The sequence below is a fragment of the Bradyrhizobium sp. 4 genome (assembly GCF_023100905.1).
Taxonomy (GTDB): Bacteria; Pseudomonadota; Alphaproteobacteria; order Rhizobiales; family Xanthobacteraceae; genus Bradyrhizobium.
The window spans coordinates 1835739-1854166 of sequence record NZ_CP064686.1; the positions used below are offsets into that span (position 1 = coordinate 1835739).

The 18428-nt window shown below is 64.5% G+C and carries 20 protein-coding genes; 13 read left to right on the forward strand and 7 right to left on the reverse strand.

Features of this window, described 5'->3' with window-relative positions:
- The first annotated feature begins 8 nt into the window (after positions 1-8).
- Positions 9-1913 carry a diguanylate cyclase gene (locus IVB45_RS08375; RefSeq protein WP_247357081.1) on the forward strand — a complete coding sequence of 635 codons (1905 nt, stop codon included), beginning with the start codon at positions 9-11 and terminating at the stop codon, positions 1911-1913.
- Between the two features lie 6 nt (positions 1914-1919).
- Here the strand turns inward: IVB45_RS08375 and IVB45_RS08380 are convergent, their stop codons facing one another.
- A complete protein-coding gene (locus IVB45_RS08380) occupies positions 1920-2138 on the reverse strand; it encodes a SlyX family protein (protein ID WP_247357080.1) in 219 nt (72 codons plus the stop codon).
- The gene (locus IVB45_RS08385) at positions 2128-2925 is read right to left on the reverse strand and encodes a rhodanese-related sulfurtransferase (protein WP_247357079.1); all 798 of its coding nucleotides are present in this window, start codon (positions 2923-2925) and stop codon (positions 2128-2130) included. Before IVB45_RS08385 ends, IVB45_RS08380 begins: the two co-directional genes overlap by 11 nt.
- A 185-nt stretch (positions 2926-3110) precedes the next feature.
- Here IVB45_RS08385 and ggt point away from each other — a divergent pair, with 185 nt between their 5' ends.
- From ggt to IVB45_RS08410, 5 genes are all read left to right on the forward strand, one after another.
- Positions 3111-4697, forward strand: coding sequence for a gamma-glutamyltransferase (ggt, locus tag IVB45_RS08390; protein ID WP_247357078.1), 1587 nt, complete (start codon positions 3111-3113; stop codon positions 4695-4697).
- 223 nt (positions 4698-4920) lie between these two features.
- Positions 4921-5484, forward strand: coding sequence for a (2Fe-2S)-binding protein (locus IVB45_RS08395; protein ID WP_245287830.1), 564 nt, complete (start codon positions 4921-4923; stop codon positions 5482-5484).
- A 4-nt stretch (positions 5485-5488) separates the two neighbouring features.
- Complete coding sequence (locus IVB45_RS08400; RefSeq protein WP_247357077.1) at positions 5489-6505, forward strand: xanthine dehydrogenase family protein subunit M; 1017 nt, start codon at positions 5489-5491, stop codon at positions 6503-6505.
- A 2-nt stretch (positions 6506-6507) separates the two neighbouring features.
- Positions 6508-8799, forward strand: coding sequence for a xanthine dehydrogenase family protein molybdopterin-binding subunit (locus tag IVB45_RS08405; protein ID WP_247357076.1), 2292 nt, complete (start codon positions 6508-6510; stop codon positions 8797-8799).
- Between the two features lie 60 nt (positions 8800-8859).
- A complete protein-coding gene (locus tag IVB45_RS08410; protein ID WP_007606926.1) occupies positions 8860-9324 on the forward strand; it encodes an FKBP-type peptidyl-prolyl cis-trans isomerase in 465 nt (154 codons plus the stop codon).
- A 68-nt stretch (positions 9325-9392) separates the two neighbouring features.
- Here the strand turns inward: IVB45_RS08410 and IVB45_RS08415 are convergent, their stop codons facing one another.
- Positions 9393-9611 carry a CsbD family protein gene (locus tag IVB45_RS08415; protein ID WP_007606928.1) on the reverse strand — a complete coding sequence of 73 codons (219 nt, stop codon included), beginning with the start codon at positions 9609-9611 and terminating at the stop codon, positions 9393-9395.
- Between the two features lie 128 nt (positions 9612-9739).
- Here IVB45_RS08415 and IVB45_RS08420 point away from each other — a divergent pair, with 128 nt between their 5' ends.
- The 3 genes from IVB45_RS08420 (at position 9740) to IVB45_RS08430 (ending at position 11342) form a co-directional block, all read left to right on the forward strand.
- On the forward strand, positions 9740-10252 hold the full coding sequence (locus tag IVB45_RS08420) for a cupin domain-containing protein (RefSeq protein WP_027568511.1): 513 nt from the start codon (positions 9740-9742) through the stop codon (positions 10250-10252).
- A 130-nt stretch (positions 10253-10382) separates the two neighbouring features.
- Positions 10383-10811 carry a VOC family protein gene (locus IVB45_RS08425; protein WP_247357075.1) on the forward strand — a complete coding sequence of 143 codons (429 nt, stop codon included), beginning with the start codon at positions 10383-10385 and terminating at the stop codon, positions 10809-10811.
- A 42-nt stretch (positions 10812-10853) separates the two neighbouring features.
- Positions 10854-11342: a VOC family protein gene (locus tag IVB45_RS08430; RefSeq protein ID WP_247357074.1), complete on the forward strand. Its 489-nt coding sequence runs from the start codon at positions 10854-10856 to the stop codon at positions 11340-11342.
- Between the two features lie 156 nt (positions 11343-11498).
- On the opposite strand, the gene IVB45_RS08435 is transcribed toward IVB45_RS08430, so the two are convergent.
- Both IVB45_RS08435 and IVB45_RS08440 read right to left on the reverse strand, forming a co-directional pair.
- Positions 11499-12662: a hypothetical protein gene (locus IVB45_RS08435; protein WP_247357073.1), complete on the reverse strand. Its 1164-nt coding sequence runs from the start codon at positions 12660-12662 to the stop codon at positions 11499-11501.
- A gap of 2 nt (positions 12663-12664) precedes the next feature.
- The gene (locus tag IVB45_RS08440) at positions 12665-13366 is read right to left on the reverse strand and encodes a FecR domain-containing protein (RefSeq protein WP_247357072.1); all 702 of its coding nucleotides are present in this window, start codon (positions 13364-13366) and stop codon (positions 12665-12667) included.
- 51 nt (positions 13367-13417) lie between these two features.
- Between IVB45_RS08440 and IVB45_RS08445 the strand changes: the two genes are divergently transcribed.
- A complete protein-coding gene (locus IVB45_RS08445; RefSeq protein ID WP_247357071.1) occupies positions 13418-14848 on the forward strand; it encodes a phospholipid carrier-dependent glycosyltransferase in 1431 nt (476 codons plus the stop codon).
- 57 nt (positions 14849-14905) lie between these two features.
- Here IVB45_RS08445 and IVB45_RS08450 read toward each other — a convergent pair whose 3' ends face one another.
- Positions 14906-15547 carry an OmpA family protein gene (locus IVB45_RS08450; protein WP_247357070.1) on the reverse strand — a complete coding sequence of 214 codons (642 nt, stop codon included), beginning with the start codon at positions 15545-15547 and terminating at the stop codon, positions 14906-14908.
- A 508-nt stretch (positions 15548-16055) separates the two neighbouring features.
- Here IVB45_RS08450 and IVB45_RS08455 point away from each other — a divergent pair.
- From IVB45_RS08455 to IVB45_RS08465, 3 genes are all read left to right on the forward strand, one after another.
- Entirely contained in the window at positions 16056-16301 is a 246-nt protein-coding gene (locus IVB45_RS08455) for a hypothetical protein (RefSeq protein WP_027568518.1), read from the forward strand.
- A gap of 119 nt (positions 16302-16420) precedes the next feature.
- Positions 16421-16675: a hypothetical protein gene (locus tag IVB45_RS08460; protein WP_027568519.1), complete on the forward strand. Its 255-nt coding sequence runs from the start codon at positions 16421-16423 to the stop codon at positions 16673-16675.
- A 115-nt stretch (positions 16676-16790) separates the two neighbouring features.
- On the forward strand, positions 16791-17954 hold the full coding sequence (locus IVB45_RS08465) for a crosslink repair DNA glycosylase YcaQ family protein (RefSeq protein ID WP_247357069.1): 1164 nt from the start codon (positions 16791-16793) through the stop codon (positions 17952-17954).
- Between the two features lie 22 nt (positions 17955-17976).
- On the opposite strand, the gene IVB45_RS08470 is transcribed toward IVB45_RS08465, so the two are convergent.
- Complete coding sequence (locus tag IVB45_RS08470) at positions 17977-18405, reverse strand: DUF2809 domain-containing protein (RefSeq protein WP_247357257.1); 429 nt, start codon at positions 18403-18405, stop codon at positions 17977-17979.
- Positions 18406-18428 lie beyond the last annotated feature (23 nt).

Consider the following 18428-nt stretch of genomic DNA (forward strand, 5'->3'; position numbering starts at 1 on the left):
TCTGCTGCATGAGCGCTGTGACCCAAAGAGCCGGATGGAGCCGCCTGCCGCTGCGGGCAGCTGCGTTCGTGGCGCTGACCTGCGTGGCCATCCTCGGCGTCAGCGGCTGGCGGGAATGGGCGGCGCGCGACGCGGTGCTCAAGGGTGCCGAGACCGAGATGGCGAATGTTGCTCGCTCGCTGACGCAGCATGCCGAGGACAGCCTCGATCTGCTGGATTCAGGCGTCGTCGGCGTCGTCAGCCGGCTGGAGATGGACGGCGCCGAGCCGGCCACGATCGCCAAGCTCAGAACCCTGCTGGAGGCGCGCAAGAAGGCGATGGAGCGTGTCCACAGCCTCGCCATCATCGACGACCGCGGCAACTGGTTGACCTCGCCCGGTACGATCGGCTCGACTCTCAACGACGACGCGTTCTTCCGTTATCACCAGCTCTCGCCGAAACGGGAGCCCCATGTCGGCCGTCCCGTGAAGAGCCTGCTCGACGGCGAATGGGTCGTAACCTTGTCGCGGCGGTTCAACAAGCCCGACGGCAGCTTCGGCGGCGTGGTGCTCGCGACCATCAGCTCCAACTATCTCTCGCATTTCTACGAACAGTTTGAGATCGGCCGCAACAGCTCGGTGGCGTTGACGCACGGCGACGGCCTGATCATCGCGCGCAACCCCAGCAACGACAGGTTCGTCGGCCGCAGCGTTGCCGATACGCCGCTGTTTCGCGACGCCAGCCTGCAGCGGCCGGGCGGCGCCTATCATTTCAAGTCGCCGCTCGACGGCGCCGACCGCGTCAGCTTCTTCAAGCGCTCTGGCCGCTATCCGCTGGTCCTGCTCGCCACCGTCGACAAGGCCGAACTGCTGGCGCCCTGGCGCTCTGCGGCGACCTCCCGCATGCTCTACGTGCTCGCGCTGGTCATGCTGATCGCGATCATCGGTGCGGTGCTGGTGCGGCAGTTGCAACGGGGCCAGAGCATGGCGGCCGCGCTGGTCGAGAAGGAGGCGCATTTCCGACTTCTTGCCGAAGGCTCCAGCGACATGGTGACGCGTATCGGGCTCGACGAGCGGCTGCGCTATGTCTCGCCATCGTCGATTGGCGTCGTCGGCTGGCGCGCCAATCAGCTGATCGGTACCCTCGCGCTCGCCGGCATTCACGCGGACGACCGGCCGCAGGTGCAGGCTCTCGTCGACGCCATGAAACGCGGCGAAAAGGAGGAGGTGCGCGTCACCTATCGCAACGCGCACCGGCAGAACGCCGAAGTCTGGCTCGAATCGACCATGCGGGTGACCCGCAAGGAGAATGGCCGCGTGGACGGCGTGGTCGCGATCTCGCGCGACATCACCGAGCAGAAGAAGCTCGAGACCCGGCTGGAAACGCTCGCGATCGAGGACAGCCTCACCGGGCTTGCCAATCGCCGCCGCTTCGATGAACGATTGAAGGAGGAGTGGGCGCGTGCCTATCGCGAGCGCTCCAGCCTCTCTTTGCTGATGATCGACGTCGACCACTTCAAGTCTTACAACGACGAATACGGCCATCCAGCCGGCGATGCCTGCCTCCGGCAGGTGGCGCAGATCATCGCCGCCGAAATGCATCGTTCCGGCGATCTAGCGGCGCGCTACGGCGGCGAGGAGTTCGCCATGCTGCTGCCGAACACCGACGCTGCGGGCTGCGCCCTGATCGGCGACCGGATTCGACGGGCGATCCGTGATGCGGGCCTGGTCCACACCAGCAACCATGTGGCTGGCTGCGTCACCGCTTCGCTCGGCGGTGCTGCCTGCCGGCCGGCGCTGGAGCGCACGGCCGGCGTGGTCTCGCTGATCGAAGCCGCCGACCAGGCGCTCTATGCCGCCAAGGAGGCCGGTCGCAACCGGCTGATGATGTCGGGCGAGGTGAGCAACCTCCTGCTCAAGGCGTCCGGTCAGTAACCCCGCTCAATAATGCGGCGGACGCTCATTGGCCGCTCCCGGCGCATTCGCCTCGGCCTCCTGCAGCCGCTCGCCGAGCTCCGCGATCCTCCGCGTCAGCGCGTCGATCTGCTTCCACTGCGCGGTGATGGTCTGGTTCAGCGTCTCGATCGCGTCGTCGTGATAGGCGAGGCGCGTCTCCAGCGTGTCGATGCGCTCGCCGAGCGTCTTGATCTCATTCGTCACGTGCCGCGTCCTTGTCCCGTTCGCGTAATCCACTTTCCTGCAAATCAAGTTGTTGCAAACCAAGTTGCTGCAAACCATGGACGAGCGCGACGCGCTCGTCGAACACGAAGCATTCGCCGCGCCAGCGGCTCTCGGCCTCCGGCACCTCTTCCAGATATTTGAGAATGCCGCCCTTGAGGTGATAGACCTCGGCAAAGCCGCGCGCGAGCAGATGCGCGCTCGCCTTCTCGCAGCGGATGCCGCCGGTGCAGAACATCGCGATCTTGCGGTGCTTGGCGGGATCGAGCTGCTCAGCCGCAAAATGTTTAAATTGGCCAAAGCTACTGATGCCGGGGTCGAGCGCGCCGTCGAACGTCCCCATCGCCACCTCGAAGGCGTTCCTGGTGTCGAGCACCAGCGTATCGGGCGCCGCGATGAGCGCGTTCCATTCGCTCGCATCGACATAGGTGCCGACCTGCCGCGTCGGATCGGCGGTTTCGTCACCCAGCGTGACGATCTCCTTCTTCAGCCGCACCTTGAGCCGGCCGAACGGCATCGTCTCGGCGGTCGAGAATTTTAGTTCGAGATTGTTCAACCTGCCGCCGAACATGTCGCCGTGCGCGAGCTCATGGGTGAGCGCTTCGATCGCCTCGCCCGGGCCCGCGACGGTGCCGTTGATACCCTCCTGCGCGAGTAGCACGCTGCCCTTCAGCGCCAGGCCTGCGCAGAACGCGCGCAGCGGCTCCCGCAGCTCGCGGTAATCGGGCAGGGCAGCGAATTGGTAGAAGGCGGCGACCTTGCAAATCATGGCGCCCGTTTAGCAGGCGGAGCCAGCCCGGAAAACCCGCAACGAGCAGCTCTATTCCCAGCGGATGGCAGCCATTTCCCTGGCATGCCAGCATTGCCCCGGCCGGCCGGAATGTGTCATGTAGGCCCGGTTTTCCGAGCCGGCGCGCCATCCGCGCCATCCGCCCAATGAAAGCAAAGAATTCGATGAGAAACTTCCATTTCCCCGGCAGGTCCACGGTCCACGCCACCAACGCGATGGTGGCGACCTCGCATCCGCAGGCGTCGCTCGCCGCGATCGAGGTGCTGCGCGAGGGCGGCACGGCGGTGGACGCGGCTGTCGCGGGTTCGGCCATTCTCGGCGTGATCGAGCCGCAATCGACCGGCATCGGCGGCGACTGCTTTGCGCTGATCCAGCCGCGCGGCGAGGGCAAGATCATCGCCTATAACGGCTCGGGGCGCGCGCCGAAGGCGGCGAACGCCGACTGGTATCTCGAGCGCAAGATCAACTCCGTGCCGCTGACCTCGGCGCATGCGGTCTCGATCCCCGGCGTGATCGACGCCTTTGCGACCGTTTTGCGCGATCACGGCAAGTTCGGCTTCGACCGGCTGCTGCAGCCCGCGATCAAGGCGGCCGAGGAAGGCTACGTCGTCGCCCCTCGCATCGCCTTCGACTGGAAGAACCAGTTCGAGAAGCTGAAGGGTGGCACCAACACCGAGCGCTATCTGTTGCCGCACGGCAAGCCGCCGGTGGCCGGCGACGTCATCCGCCAGGCCGAGCTCGGCAAGACGCTGCGGGCGATCGCCAAGGACGGCCGCGACGCCTTCTACAAGGGCCCGATCGCGGAAGACATGGTGGAGACCCTGCGCGGAATCGGCGGCCTGCACACGCTCGACGATTTCGCCGCGCACACCACCGAGACGACGACGCCGATCGGCACCATGTACAAGGGCTACGACGTCTGGCAGTGTCCGCCGAACGGACCCGGCCTCACCATGCTGCTGATGTTGAACATCCTGTCGCGGTTCGACCTGACGAAATACGCGCCGCTCAGCATCGAGCGCTTCCACCTCGAAGCCGAGGCCGCGCGCATCGCCTACATGCATCGCGAGCTGCATGTCGCCGATCCCGAGCATATGCAGGTCGAGGTCGCCAAGATCCTCGCCAAGGAATACTGCAACGAGCACATCGACAAGATCCGCATGGACGGCATGCTCGACCTGCCGAACGTCGCGCCGCCGATGAATCCCTCGACCATCTACATCACCGTCGTGGACAAGGACCGCAACGTCTGCTCGTTCATCAACTCGGTCGCGCATTCCTTCGGCTCGGCGATCGTCTCGAACAAGACCGGGGTTCTGCTCCAGAACCGCGCGGGCGGCTTCCGCATCCAGCCCGGCCATCCGAATTGCATCGCCGGCGGCAAGCGCCCGCTGCACACGATCATGCCGAGCCTGCTCACCAAAAGCGGCCGTTCCGTGATGCCGTTCGCGGTGATGGGCGGACAGTATCAGCCGGTTGGCCAGACCCATGTGGTGACCAACATCCTCGATTATGGCTGCGACGTGCAGGAGGCGATCGATATGCCGCGCGGCCTGCACTACGAAGGCCAATACCAGCTCGAGGACAGCGTGCCGGCCAATATCGTCGAAGGCCTGAAGAAGCTCGGCCACAAGACCACCAGCGTCGTCAGTCCGCTCGGCGGCGCGCAGGCGATCTGGATCGACTGGGACAAGGGCACGCTCACCGGCGGTTCCGATCCGCGCAAGGATGGTTGCGCGCTCGGATATTGACCCCCGCGGGACGGAGTTCCCCGCGCAAGATCAGGAAAAGTTGACGCAGGGGCGACGCGGCATTTGCTGCGTCGCCCTTTCTCGTTCGGAACGGAGTTCATTGCTTCAGGTTAAGGGCCGATGAGCGGTGCAGGCGTGCGCTGCTTTTGCTCCAAGCGGCGGAGGCCCTCCCATGTCGGAAAAACCAGGTTCCGGACCGTCCGGATTCGATCGGCGCGCGTTCATGGCCGGCGCCGCCGGCACTGCGCTGGTCCCCATGACGGCGCGCGCGGCCGCGCAGGATGCGAGCGCGTCGACCGCCCAGGATCCGGTGCTTCCTGTCGATGTCACGCTGCGGGTCAATGGCAAGGACAAGCGCCTGCACATCGACGCGCGCACGACGGTGCTCGACGCGCTGCGGGAGCATCTCAAGCTCACGGGCAGCAAAAAGGGCTGCGACCACGGCCAATGTGGTGCCTGCACGGTCCTGATCGACGATCGACGCGTGGTGTCGTGCCTGACGCTCGCGCTGGCGGCCGAGGGGCAGGAGATCACCACGATCGAAGGCCTTGCCACCGACGATCATCTGCATCCGATGCAGCAGGCCTTCGTCGACAACGACGCGTTTCAATGCGGCTATTGTACGCCGGGCCAGATCATGTCCGCCGTGGCCTGCGTCAAGGAGGGGCATGCGGGCAGCGAGGCCGACATCCGCGAATACATGAGCGGCAACATCTGCCGCTGCGCCGCCTACCCCAATATCGTCGCCGCCGTGAAGCAGGCCGCGCCCGAGATCATGAAAGGCTAGGCGCATGCGACCGTTTTCGTATCAAAGGGCAACAGACCCCGACATGGCCGTGCAGGTGCTCAGCGCTGCCGCGGCCGCGAACAATCCGCTGACCAAGGCTACGGCGCAGCCGCTCGCGGGCGGCACCACGCTGATCGACCTGATGAAGCTGGACGTGATGCGGCCCGCGGCGATTGTCGATATCAGTCCGCTGGCGCGGGGCTGGTCGGCGATCGAGCCCGGCAGTGACGGCTTACGGCTGGGCGCGCTCGCCAAGATGTCCGACGTGGCCGCGCATGCCGAGATCCAGCGCAACTACCCGGTGATCGCGAATTCCCTGAAGCTCGCCGCCAGCGCCCAGCTGCGCAACATGGCGACGCTCGGCGGCAATGTGATGCAGCGAACGCGTTGCAGCTATTTCCGTGATGTCTCCTATGAGAATTGCAACAAGCGCAATCCTGGCTCGGGCTGTGCCGCCATGGATGGCGTCAATCGCATGCATGCGGTGCTGGGTACGTCCGATCAGTGCATCGCGACCTATCCCGGCGATTTTGCGCAGGCGTTGATCGCGCTCGATGCGATGGTCGAGATCACCAGCAAGTCCGGCACGCGCAACCTGCCGTTCGCAGATTTGCACAAGGCGCCCGGCAACACGCCCGAGATCGAGACCACACTTCGGCCCGGTGAGCTGATCTCTGCGTTCTCCATTTCCGGCCGCTGGCCGCGCTCGGTATATCTCAAGGCGCGCGACCGTCAGTCCTACGAGTTCGCGCTGTCGTCGTCTGCGGTCGCGCTCGACGTGCAGGATGGCACGATCAGGGACGCGCGTATCGCGCTCGGCGGCGTCGCCACCGTGCCGTGGCGGGCCCGCGAGGCGGAGGCGCTGCTGAAGGAACAGAAATTCGACGACGGTCTGACGAAGCGTGTGGCCGATGCCGCGTTTGCGGACGCCAGGGGCCGCCGGCACAACAGCTTCAAGATCGCGCTCGGCAAGCGCGTGGTGGCGCGCGCGCTCCAGCAGGCCGTAACGATGGAGATCTGATCATGACCGCTGCAGCTCCCGAGCCGAAAGCAAACATGGGCCGGCCCGTGCCGCGCTATGATGCGGCCGCAAAGGTCACGGGCCGGGCGACATATGCGTCCGACATGCCGCTCGACAATCCTGCCTACGCATTCCTGGTCACCAGCGCCATCGCCAAGGGCCGCATCGACAGTTTCGATCTCGACGATGCCAGGCGGGTCCGCGGCGTGATCGACATCGTCACGCACGAGAACGCCCCGAAGCTGAAGGAATCGAAACTGTTCAGCAATGGCGGCTATGCCGGCACCACGATCCAGCCGCTGAAATCGGCCGACATCGCCCATGACGGCCAGATCATCGCCGTCGTCATCGCCGAGAGTTACGAGGCGGCGCGCGAGGCCGCCAATCGCGTCAAGGTCAGCTACACGGCCGTAATGCCGAGTGCGAGCTTCGACTCGCCGGGGACCACCACGGCAGCGGCAAAAGGACAGAACGCACAGTTCAAGGAAGACCCGGAGGTCGGCGATTTCGCCAAGGCGTTCGACGCGGCCGAGGTCAAGCTCACCGCCTCCTATGAAACGCCGACCCAGCACCACAATCCGATGGAGCTGTTTACGACGAGCTGCGCCTGGATGGGCGACGAGCTCGTCATCTACGAGGGCAGCCAGTATGTCTATGGCCTGAAGAACGGCGTCGCCGAGCAGCTCGGCATCGACGCCGACAAGGTCCGTGTCGTCAATCCCTATGTCGGCGGCGGCTTTGGTTCGCGCGGCTCGATGACGCCGCGGACCGCCATCATCGCCAGCATTGCCAAACGCCTGAACCGGCCGATCAAGCTGGTGCCGACCCGCGACCAGGGTTTCACCATCGCCACCCATCGCGCCGAGACGCGCCATGCGATCAAGCTTGGTGCGGGACGGGACGGCAAGCTGGTGGCCTTGAGGCACGACGGCGCGGAGGTTTCGTCGCGTCCGGATGCCTATTGCGTCGGCGGCACCAAGACCACGACGCGGCTCTATGCCTGCCCGAACGTCGCCAGTCTGGTCTCGATCGTGCGCGCCGACCGCAACACGCCGGGCTTCATGCGTTCACCGCCCGAGGTGCCGTATCTCTTCGCGCTGGAGAGCGCGATGGACGAGCTCGCGGTGAAGCTGAACATGGACCCCGTCGAGCTCCGCCGCATCAACGACACCACCGTCGAGCCGATCGGCGGCAAGCCCTATACATCGCGGTCATTGATGGCGTGCTTCGACGAGGCCGCGAAGGCGTTCGGCTGGTCGCAGCGTTCGCCGCAGCCGAATTCGATGTCGGACGGCGACTGGCTGGTCGGCTATGGCTGTGCCGCCACCTGCTATCCGACGCAGATGGCGCCCTCTGCCGCGCGCGTTCGCCTCCAGCGTGACGGCCGTACCCGGGTCGAAATCGCCGGTCACGAGATCGGCACCGGTGCGTATACCGTCATCGCCCAGACCGCGGCCGAGCGGCTCGGCGTACCCCTGGAGAAGGTCGCGGTCTTTCTGGGTGACAGCGATCTGCCGCCGGCGCCTGTTGCCGGCGGTTCGAACTCGACTGCCAGCACCTGCTCGGCGGTGATGATGGTGTGCGACCGGATTCGCCAAAGGCTGTTCAAGGCCATGATGCCGAGCGACAGCCTCGCCGACAAGGCCAAGGAGACTGTCGGCATCAGCCAGGCGCCGAGCACGCAGGCGGCGCAGAGCGATCGTCCACTCGATCTCGAGAAGGCCTTCGACGCGCTCGGCGTCGGTATCGTCGAGGAATATGGCGAGTGGAAGCCCGAAGGCGCGCCGCTGGATTCCTTCACGGCGATGCACAGCGGGCACGCGCGGCTCGTCGGTGGCCATCAGATGAAGGACAAGATCGCCTATGCCTTCGGTGCCGAGTTCGTCGAAGTCCGCATCAACCGCTTTACCCAAGAAATTCGTGCCCCGCGGCTGGTGGGAGCGTTCGCGGCGGGCCGCATTATGAATCCGCGCACGGCGCGCAGCCAGCTCATGGGCGGCCTGATCTGGGGCATGTCCTCGGCGCTGCTGGAGGCCACCGAGATCGACGAGCGCAATGCACGCTACGTCAACGACAATCTTGCCGACTATCTGGTGCCCGTGAATGCCGACGTGCCCGGTGTCGAGGTGATTCTGCTCTCCGAGCAGGACGATCACATCAACCCGGCAGGCGTGAAGGGCCTCGGCGAGCTCGCCAATGTCGGCACCAATGCGGCGATCTGCAATGCGATCTATCACGCCACGGGCCAGCGCATTCGCAAGCTGCCCGTGCGGCTCGAAAATATCGAGGTGTGAGGGGTGGAAACGGCGTCGGCGTTGCGCTAGACACCTTGCGCCTCAAACGGAAGGTCTCTTATGCAGCGTTTACAGCGCGTGCTCCTCGCCATCATGTCGGCACTCGCGATCACCGTGATCGCCGGCGTGTCCGATTTCGTTTCCACCACGGCCTCGGCCCAGACCGCAGGGAAGACCATGACCACAGCTTCAGGTTTGCAGATCACCGACAGCGTCGCCGGCACCGGCGCTTCACCCAAGCCCGGCCAGATCTGCGTGATGCACTACACCGGCTGGCTCTACGAGAACGGCCAGAAGGGCAAGAAATTCGACTCGTCGGTCGACCGCAACGAGCCGTTCGAATTTCCGATCGGCAAGGGCCGCGTCATCGCCGGCTGGGACGAGGGCGTTGCCTCCATGAAGGTCGGCGGCAAGCGCACGCTGATCATTCCACCGCAACTCGGCTATGGCGCCCGCGGCGCAGGCGGCGTGATCCCGCCGAACGCGACGCTGATGTTCGACGTGGAATTGCTCGGGGTGAAGTAAGCCCGCAAACAAAAAGACCGGCCTCTCGGCCGGTCTTTTCGCTTTCAATGCGACGGTGTCATCTCGTCTTATTCCGTCGCGCGCTTGGCTGCGGCCGCGGCGCGATCGACCGCGTCCTTCGCGGCATCCTTGGCGTCGCCCATGGCCTGCTGGCCCTTGCCCTTCACTTCCTGGACCGCACCTTCACCTTTCAGGCGCTCGGACCCGGTGGCTTCACCGACGCCCTGCTTGGCCTTGCCCATTGCCTCGTTTGCGGTGCCCTTGATCTTGTCGGTCGTGCTACCCATGAAACTCTCCTCGCGTTTTGCTCGCTAGGACAACGTCCGACGGCTATGAGGGTTCCGATTTTGTTATGGCTCGATGTCGCGGCTTTGGGTTAGTTTGCCGCACACGGAACCAACAGAAAGCAAGTCTCATGACCGGCCATGACCATTCGCATTCCCACCATGACCACGATCACGACGATCGCTGGAAACATGACGGCGTGCGCGTCATTCCCGGCAACCAGCTCGATACCAATGTGCCGTCGACGGCGGGCATGGACCGCGCGGCCGCGATCAATTTCGCGCGCGTCGGTGCGCAGAAATTGTGGGCGGGCACGGTCAGCATCAAGCCCGACGCCAAGACCGGCGCGCATCACCATGGCCATCTCGAAAGCGTCATCTACGTGGTGAAGGGCAAGGCGCGGATGCGCTGGGGCGAGAGCCTGCAATTCACCGCGGAAGCCGGCCCCGGCGACTTCATTTTCGTCCCGCCCTATGTGCCGCATCAGGAGATCAACGCCAGCCCGGACGAGGTGCTGGAATGCGTCCTGGTGCGCAGCGATGGCGAGGCGGTCGCGGTCAACCTCGACATCGAGCCGGTCGAGAAGCCCGAGACCGTGCTGTGGGTCGATCCCATTCACCGCGACCCGAACGAGAAGAAGTGAGGAGCGCCTGAAAGCCAGCGGGGTCTGTGCGACAGAACCTCGCAGGCAGGGTCCAGAAAAGATCCGGAAGCCGTGTCGGATCGCCGCTTGGCCGTCCGTCCTTGGGCAGAACCCCGCCCAAGGAGCTCCGATGCCCAGGATGATTTTCCTCAATCTGCCCGTGACCGACCTCAAGCGCGCCACTGCCTTTTACGAGGCGGTCGGTGCGATCAGGAACCCGCAATTCAGCGACGAAACAGCGAGCTGCATGGTCTTTTCCGAGACCATCTACGCGATGCTGACGACCCACGAGAAATTCCGTCAGTTCACGCCGAAGCCGATCTCGGATGCAAAGACCTCAAACCAGGCGCTGTTCTGCCTGTCCGCGGACAGCCGGACCGAGGTCGACGATATCGTCAGCAGGGCCGGGGCTGCAGGCGGGGTCGCCGATCCCAGCCCGAAGGACGAATACAGTTTCATGTACGGCCGCAGCTTCGAGGATCCGGACGGCCACATGTGGGGCGTGAACTGGATGGACATGGCAGCCTTCGCGGCGCAGTCCGACATGGCGAACGCCTGATCTGAGCCCACGACAGCAAGAAACCGAAGAGGAGCATTCATAATGTCCAAGGTCGTGCCCTGCATGTGGTTCAACGGCGATGCCGAGGAAGCCGCGAAATTCTACGTCTCGCTCGTTCCGAATTCGGAGATTGCGCACGTTCAGCGCAACGTTTCAGATGGCCCTTCCGGCAAGGAAGGCTCCGTGCTCGTCGTCGAGTTCTCGGTGGCGGGACAGTCCCTGGTCGCGCTCAACGGCGGCATGAAAATGGAATACACCCACGCGATCTCGCTGATGATCCATTGCGACGATCAGGCCCAGGTCGACAGCGTCTGGAATGCGTTCCTGGCCCATGGCGGCAAGGAAGAGCAGTGCGGCTGGCTCAGGGATCGCTGGGGCGTGGCTTGGCAGGTCGTGCCGAAGGTGATGTTTGAATTCCTCTCGAGCCCCGACAAGGCGGCTGCCGCACGCGCAATGCAGGCCATGATGAAGATGGTCAAGCTGGACGTGGAAACCTTGCGCCGCGCGTTCGAGGGCAAGTCGGCGGCGTGAAGGGCGTGCCCTTGCCACATACTCACTGTCATCGCCCGGCTTGACCGGGCGATCCAGTACGCCGAGTCGGCCGTTGGTCAATCGATAGGCCGCGGCGTACTGCATGCCCCGGTCGAGCGGGGGCATGACAGCGGAATTTGAGGCGAAGGCCCGCCGCTAATAATTGATCCGCAGCCCCACGCCGCCATGGATGGTGTTGCCGACCGGCTGCGGGCCGAGCGTGCCGTTGGCGAACAGGTCGACGATCCAGCCCTTCTGCACCCGGAAGCCGAGCCGGCCGCCATACTCGAACCAGCCCTGGTTACCCATGGTCGGCACCACCACGCCGTCGCCGGTCACGGTGGCGACGATGCCGCTATGGGCAGCGAATGACTGCACCCAGCCGCCGTTGATGTTGGCCTCGATATTGCTGCCGTAGAGATGCGTCCACTGGCCCCCGATCTTGACCAGGCTGGTGCGGTCGGTGCCGGTCGCGATGCTGGCGTCGAACGGATTGAACGCCACTGCGCTGTCGGTGTAGCCCGAGACGCGCTGCCAGAGCTGCCAGACCTCGATCGAGGCGGCGACCTCGTCGCGGGGCGACACGCGACTTATCCAGCCGGCGCGGCCGTAGACGGCGTAGTTCGCGGCGTTGGTCGAACTCGTGACGCTCACCGGGCCGAGGCTGGTGTTGTAGCTGCGGGTGTAGCGCGCCTTCTCCCACGGCGTCAGGATCGTGCCGACGTCGAAGAACGGGCGCGACGAGCCCCAGTCGGTGAAGTCATAGCGCAGCGCGAATGCGCCGATCGGCGCGCTGGTGATGTTGTAGCCGCCTTCGCTGTATTGCGTGTAGGCGATGCCGGCGAGCAGCGACAGATTGTTGGTCAGCTCCTTGCGGCCGTGGATGCCGGCCGAGAACGAGCCGGCGGAGCCGAACGCGCTGACGCAGTTGCTGCAATTGACCTGCTCGTTGACGCCGAGCAGCACCGTGCCGAGCACCCGGTTGGTGATCATCTGGTTGAAGCGCTGATTGGCAAGGCCGCCGATCGAGCCGCCGCTGGAATCCGCGCCGGTCGGTGTCGGCGTCGGGCTCGGCGAGGAGGACGGGTAAGGGCTCGGCGACGATGACGGGTAGGGGCTGGGCGAGGGCGAGGGGCTGTAGGTCGGCGTCGGCGAGGGGGAATAGCTCGGCGCCGGGGTTGGCGTCGGCCCTCCGCACTCGGGTTCGCAAATCGTAGCGGCTGCCGCCGGACGGGTATCGACCGCGACAAACGCAAACGCAGCCACGGCGGTCAGCACGCTCGCGAGCGTGAAGCGCATGACGTTGGTGGATATCGCCATCTTCAGCGTCCGCACAGCATGCCGTCGTCATGGACGGCGGGCGTGATGGTCGGCGATGCGTCCGCATATTGGTTGACCGCGCACAGTCCCGCGCTCGCGGCGCAGGTCGCGGCAAAGGTCCAGGGCGGCGTGTTGGTTTTGCTGATAGAGACCTTGCCGCCGGTCGAGGTGATGATTGCGGTGTCGCCGGGCTGGGTGAGCTGCACGCATTGTTGGCTCGTCGTGCAGACACTGGCGGCGCCGTCCTGCAGCACGACGACCGAGCGGCCGCGCTGGGACAGGATATCGAGTGTGGTTCCGCGCACGCCGATGGTCGCGAGCGGGGTCGTGATCTTGTAGGCGGTCTTCTCGGAATGCCCGGTGACGAAACGGAATGCGCCAGTCGTCATGCGGATTGCGACGTCGCGATAGCTGTGCTCATCGTTGAAGACGGTGCGGTCGAGCTTGAGCGTCGCGCTCGGGCCGAGCGACAGATTGGTGCTGTCGGCCATCACGAAGCGCGCCGCGCTGCTGGCGCCGGTGCGCACGGTCTCGTCGCGGAGCATGCTGTCGCCGACGCTGATCGGCGTCGTGGTCGCGGCGACGCGAACGACTTCATTCTGGATCACGACGGCTTCACCGACGCGCGTCTGCGCCTGCGCGCAAGGGGCCACGCACAAGGCGGTCGACAACAGCGTGGAGAAAAGCCAGAAACGCAAATTCATTTCGCAACCGATCGATGTGTCCCTGATCGTACCGGATCAGGCGCGCTTGCGATGTGGCGGAATTATCACAAGCAGCGCGAGACCTGCGTTATGCTTAGTGACAGTTGCGGCAGAATGCGTTCAATGAAAACCGCGATCTCTATTATTCTCCGCGGTGACGCAAATTTGCCACGCAAAATATCCCCACAAATGCGACTCGACTTGCCGGCGGTTCCGAAGGTGTCGCGGAGCGCAGTGATTGCTGTCGCGATTTTCCTGGTCGCGCATCTCGCACTGCTGATAGGCCTCACGACGCCGGAGAAGTTCGTCTTCGACGAAGTGCACTACGTGCCGGCGGCGCGGCAGATGATGGCGCCAGCGATGTCGCAACCGATGCTCAATCCGATGCATCCACCATTGGCGAAAGAGCTTATCGCGCTATCGATCGCGACCTTCGGCGACACCGCGCTGGGCTGGCGCTATCCCGCGGCGTTGTTCGGCGCCCTCGCGATCGTCGCGATCTACCTGTGCGGCCTCGCGCTGTTCGCCGCGCAAGGGCCTGCGATCGCCGCTGCGCTGATCGCCGGCTGCAACCAGATGCTGTACGTGCAGGCGCGCATCGCGATGCTCGACATTTTTGCACTCGGCTTCGGCCTGCTCGCGATTGCCGCCTTCATGCACGGGTTTCGAAAGGACCGGCCTCACGCATTGTTCGCGGCTGCCGGCAGCTTGTTCGGTTGCGCTGCGGCCTGCAAATGGAGCGGCCTGTTTCCGCTCGGAATCTGCATCGTCATCATCGCGGTGATCCGCCTGATGCAGGGCTGGCAAACTATGTTTGCCGACGCGAAGCCGGGGGATTGGTACCGGCCCGATCTCTGGCCCGACTTCAGATTACATCACGTCGTGCTCTGCTTCATCGTCCTGCCCGCGGCGACATATCTTGCGGCCTTCGTCCCGCTCTATGGCGCGTCGCTGCCGAATCTGGTCGAGGCGCAGCGCCGGATCTTCGCCGACAACACCACCACTGCCATCGCCGGCCACACTTATATGAGCGCGTGGCCGTCATGGCCGCTGCTCGCGCGCCCGGTGTGGTTCCTGTTCGACAAGGGCGCGGACGACAATGTCTCCGCGGTCGTTTTCCTCGGTAACCCCCTGGTGCTGTGGCCGGCGCTGCTCGCGCTCGCCGTCGTGCTGCGCGACTTCGTCGTCGCGCGTCGCCGGGATGCGTTCCTGATCTCGGTCTTCTATTTCGGATCCTGGCTCGCCTGGGCGTTGCTGCCGCGCACGCTCGCCTTCATCTATTACTATCTGCCGGCCGCGACCGTAGCGTCGCTCGCGCTGGTCTACGTGCTGCGCCGGGAGGGTCTGCCACGCTGGCTGTTGTGGGCCTATGTCGCGGTCGCGGCAGCAGGCTTTGCCGCCATGCTGCCGATCTCGGCGGCCTTCGTCGGCACGTCGATGCAGACCTTCAACCGGCTGATGCTTTTCCAAAGCTGGATATGACATCGCCGCCTGCCGGGGGGACGGCAGGCGGCGTTTTGATGGGCGATGACCTGGAAATTACTTCGACGCGGTCTTGGTGTCCATGTTCACAACCTGGACGCGGCGGTTGATCGGGTCGGCGCCGTTGGCGGTGTCCTTCAGCTTGGTCTTGCCGTAGCCGACGGTGACGAGATCGGTGCCGGTGAGGCCGTAGTTCTGCACCAAATATTTCTTGATGGTGTCGGCCCGCCGCTCGGAGAGCCCCTGATTGTATCCCTCGGTACCGACCGCATCGGTGTGGCCGGCGACCACGAAGGTCGAGCCCTTCAGCGAGGGATCGGACAGCGCCTTGCCGAGCGCCTGCACCGACGGCACCGACGTCTTGGCAATGTCGGCCGAGTTGTAGTCGAACTGGATCTCCAGATCGATCTTCGGCTTGGTCGCGGCGAGCTCGGCAATCTGCTCGCGCTCGCCCGTCGACAACGACCGCGTCGAGCGGTTGCGCACGGTGTTCAGGAACGTCGATTCCTTGGCCTGCACCGCCGGATCGACCTGCGGACCTGCGGACAGGCCGCGGGTCGTCGACTTCGGCTTCAATGCATCCAGGATCTGGTTGGTCGAGACATTGCCGTCGCCGGCCATGGCCAAGCCGGCCGTCATCGACAGAAGTGCCGAGAGGGTAATCGCCTTCAGTGCAATAGACTTATTGAAACGGGTCATTGTCGTATCCTCGTTGTGACGCCTGATGGCTATTTGATGCTGCAAGCATAGGGCAGGTTCAAAACCCCTGGTGTGATCTTGGTCACGGTGGAAACGGGGCCCTCCGGGGCCATGGCAGCGAATTTCGAGCGGTTTCGGGTTCGTGGAGGGCCGACCCGCGGTCCACTCCGAGGACGGACGCCAACGCGTGAAGAGAGTGGTCGCACGCTGCCCGGCGAGCGTTCGAGCCGTCGCAGTCCTGTCGTGATCCGCATCACTGAGGACCGCCGCGCCCAGGTGCCGCTCGGGGGCCGGGGCCCGGTTCACTCGGTGAAACCTGTGCTGACCGATTGTCGCAAAGCCGTCGCGCGATGGCCTGTCCGCGGACAATTTTTCGGCCAGATGGACGCCTAGGGTGGAGCCTCCCATAAGCGCAACGAAGGGAGCCGAGTTCCATCCAGTGCCGAGGCCGAGTGATTACCAGTTCTATCGCAGTGGCCCGCCGGATCGGACCGTGTCCCTGAGCTCCATGCCCATCTACGTCGGCGCGGCGATGATCGCGGTGGCGATCCTGCTGTCGACCCTGATCACGGGGCTGACCTCCCGCTATGTCGGGCTTCAAGCGCCGACCGACGAGAACATGTGGCTGCTCGATCGTCTCACCGGCAGTGTCTATCGCTGCCAGGCGGAGGAGCGCGGCAAGGCCTCGTGCGAACCCGATGTCGCAACAGGCAGCGTTGGCGACCGGTCCAAAGCCCCGAAAGCTGGCCGTTGAGCCCTCCGTCTTCGCACCGCAGCAAGAAAATTGTCTTCTCTACGAAACGTCTTCGCCGGAGAATACGTATTGCGAAGGCCGGCATGACGCCGGTTTCGTTTTACGGAGGAGACTTTTCGATGAAGATCTTGCTCACAGCCGCCGCTTTTGTCGCGCTCACCCTTTCCCTTTCGCCGGCATCCGCCGCCATGATGGCGTGCACCGGCGATAACATGATGAAATCGACAGCCATGATGATGGGCACGGCCGATACCCCGGCCAAGGTCGCGGCCAACAAGGAAATGGCTATGGCCAACACCGATATGAGCAATGGCAAGATGAAGGGCGGCTGCATGCATTACATGAAGGCGCAGAAGGCCATGATGATGAAATAGGGCCTCGGCCACGCCAAGCGGCCGCGCTGTCAGCAGATGACAGCGCGGCTTTTCTTTTGCTGCGTCCAGTCCGCTTCTTTCTCCCGGCGCGAATCCCGCTACATTCCCTCCTGCAATGTCCCGCGCGCCCAAACCGATTCCACTCACCACGACACAGGCCCGGCAAATCTGGCTTCATGCCCAGCGGCTGGACGAGCGCGCGCCGTTCGGTGACGGCGCGCAAGCCGTCTCCGACGCGGTCGCCCATCTCGGCTATGTGCAGATCGACACCATCAACGTGATCGAGCGCTGCCATCACCACATCCTGTTTAGCCGGATCCCGTCCTACCGCCGCGCCGACCTGCGCCACGCGCAGAGCGTCGACAAGAGCGTGTTTGAATATTGGACGCATGCGCTGTCCTACGTGCCGGCCGGCGATTTCCGCTTCTTCCTGCCGGCGATGCGCGAGCACCGCCGCGAGGGGCACAAATGGTTCGCCTCGGTGAAGCCTGCCGACATGCGCAAGGTGATGCGGCTGGTGCGCGCCGGTCCGCTGACGATCCGCGACATCGAGGACGACGTGCTCACCGAGAAGGAACATCTCTGGCAAAGCCGAAAACCCTCGAAGCGGGCGTTGCAGCTCGCCTTCTATACCGGTGTCGTGACCGTCAGCGAGCGCCAGGGCATGCTCAAGACCTATGAGCTGATGACGCGCCATTTCGGCTGGGACAAGCTGCCGAAGCCGGCGTCGGCAAAGGACATTACGGCCTATCTGCTCGATCGCGCGCTGCGATCGCAAGGTGTCGTGAGCCTCGATTCGGTCTGCCATCTCGACGCGCCGCGCAAGCCGGCGGTGGCTGCCCTGATCGCCTCGCGCGTCCGCCGTGGCGAGCTCGTGCCTGTCGCCATCGACGGTGCCGGCAAGCAGGAGTACTGGGCACTGCCGGCCGCGCTCGAGCCGGGCGAGCGCGCGCCGCCGGATCTCGTCCATATCCTCTCGCCGTTCGATCCGCTGATCATCCAGCGCAAGCGCACCAATCTCATTTTCGGCTACAACCATTTGTTCGAGGCCTATGTGCCGAAGGCCAAACGCAAGCTCGGCTATTTCGCGCTCCCCGTGCTGGTCGGCGACGAGATCGTCGCCGCGCTCGATCTGAAGACCGACCGGCAGGCAAAGAAGCTGCTGATGCAGAAATGGACCTGGGTCGGCGAGGGGAAGAAGACCGCGGGACGCAAGGAGCTGAAACGGAAGATCGAGGAGGAGCTCGATCGTTTTGAGCGGTTTCAACTGGCCGACTGATCGTAGGATGGATTACGCTTCGCTAATCCACCCTACGCATCCCCGCCAATCGATCGATCCAAACGCCGAACGCAATCCCGATCGCATAAGCCGCCAGATTCCACAGCGAGAAGATGCGCCCGAGCAGCAGCGCCCCGGCCGTGGTCAGCCGGAACGCGTCGAGCCAAGGCATATGCACCAGCCGGGAGAACTCGACCACGACCGCGATCGCCATCGCAATGGCCGCGATCCGCGCCCGTGACAGCCTTGGCAGCAAAACGCCGACCAGCAGAAACACCATCGTTGCCCATAGCAGCGAGCCGCCGTACTTCACCACGAAGGCGGGCAGGCCGAGCGGAAAGCCGTACCAGCGCAGTGAGAGTCCGCAGGCAATAACCGCCAGCGCCAGACCGGCGCGGATCAGCGATGTCCGTAACGGCGCAATGGGTTTGACCGGTTGCGCCTGATGCATTGCTTGCTCCATTGACTCTTTTG

Excerpts from the sequence above, each read along its gene's own strand:
- IVB45_RS08375 (WP_247357081.1), top strand. The coding sequence starts at position 9 with ATGAGCGCTGTGACCCAAAGAGCCGGATGGAGCCGCCTGCCGCTGCGG.
- IVB45_RS08385 (WP_247357079.1), bottom strand. The coding sequence starts at position 2,925 with ATGATTTGCAAGGTCGCCGCCTTCTACCAATTCGCTGCCCTGCCCGAT.
- ggt (WP_247357078.1), top strand. The coding sequence starts at position 3,111 with ATGAGAAACTTCCATTTCCCCGGCAGGTCCACGGTCCACGCCACCAAC.
- IVB45_RS08395 (WP_245287830.1), top strand. The coding sequence starts at position 4,921 with ATGGCCGGCGCCGCCGGCACTGCGCTGGTCCCCATGACGGCGCGCGCG.
- IVB45_RS08400 (WP_247357077.1), top strand. The coding sequence starts at position 5,489 with ATGCGACCGTTTTCGTATCAAAGGGCAACAGACCCCGACATGGCCGTG.
- IVB45_RS08405 (WP_247357076.1), top strand. The coding sequence starts at position 6,508 with ATGACCGCTGCAGCTCCCGAGCCGAAAGCAAACATGGGCCGGCCCGTG.
- IVB45_RS08410 (WP_007606926.1), top strand. The coding sequence starts at position 8,860 with ATGCAGCGTTTACAGCGCGTGCTCCTCGCCATCATGTCGGCACTCGCG.
- IVB45_RS08415 (WP_007606928.1), bottom strand. The coding sequence starts at position 9,611 with ATGGGTAGCACGACCGACAAGATCAAGGGCACCGCAAACGAGGCAATG.
- IVB45_RS08420 (WP_027568511.1), top strand. The coding sequence starts at position 9,740 with ATGACCGGCCATGACCATTCGCATTCCCACCATGACCACGATCACGAC.
- IVB45_RS08425 (WP_247357075.1), top strand. The coding sequence starts at position 10,383 with ATGCCCAGGATGATTTTCCTCAATCTGCCCGTGACCGACCTCAAGCGC.
- IVB45_RS08430 (WP_247357074.1), top strand. The coding sequence starts at position 10,854 with ATGTCCAAGGTCGTGCCCTGCATGTGGTTCAACGGCGATGCCGAGGAA.
- IVB45_RS08435 (WP_247357073.1), bottom strand. The coding sequence starts at position 12,662 with ATGGCGATATCCACCAACGTCATGCGCTTCACGCTCGCGAGCGTGCTG.
- IVB45_RS08440 (WP_247357072.1), bottom strand. The coding sequence starts at position 13,366 with ATGAATTTGCGTTTCTGGCTTTTCTCCACGCTGTTGTCGACCGCCTTG.
- IVB45_RS08445 (WP_247357071.1), top strand. The coding sequence starts at position 13,418 with ATGTGGCGGAATTATCACAAGCAGCGCGAGACCTGCGTTATGCTTAGT.
- IVB45_RS08450 (WP_247357070.1), bottom strand. The coding sequence starts at position 15,547 with ATGACCCGTTTCAATAAGTCTATTGCACTGAAGGCGATTACCCTCTCG.
- IVB45_RS08455 (WP_027568518.1), top strand. The coding sequence starts at position 16,056 with ATGCCCATCTACGTCGGCGCGGCGATGATCGCGGTGGCGATCCTGCTG.
- IVB45_RS08460 (WP_027568519.1), top strand. The coding sequence starts at position 16,421 with ATGAAGATCTTGCTCACAGCCGCCGCTTTTGTCGCGCTCACCCTTTCC.
- IVB45_RS08465 (WP_247357069.1), top strand. The coding sequence starts at position 16,791 with ATGTCCCGCGCGCCCAAACCGATTCCACTCACCACGACACAGGCCCGG.
- IVB45_RS08470 (WP_247357257.1), bottom strand. The coding sequence starts at position 18,405 with ATGCATCAGGCGCAACCGGTCAAACCCATTGCGCCGTTACGGACATCG.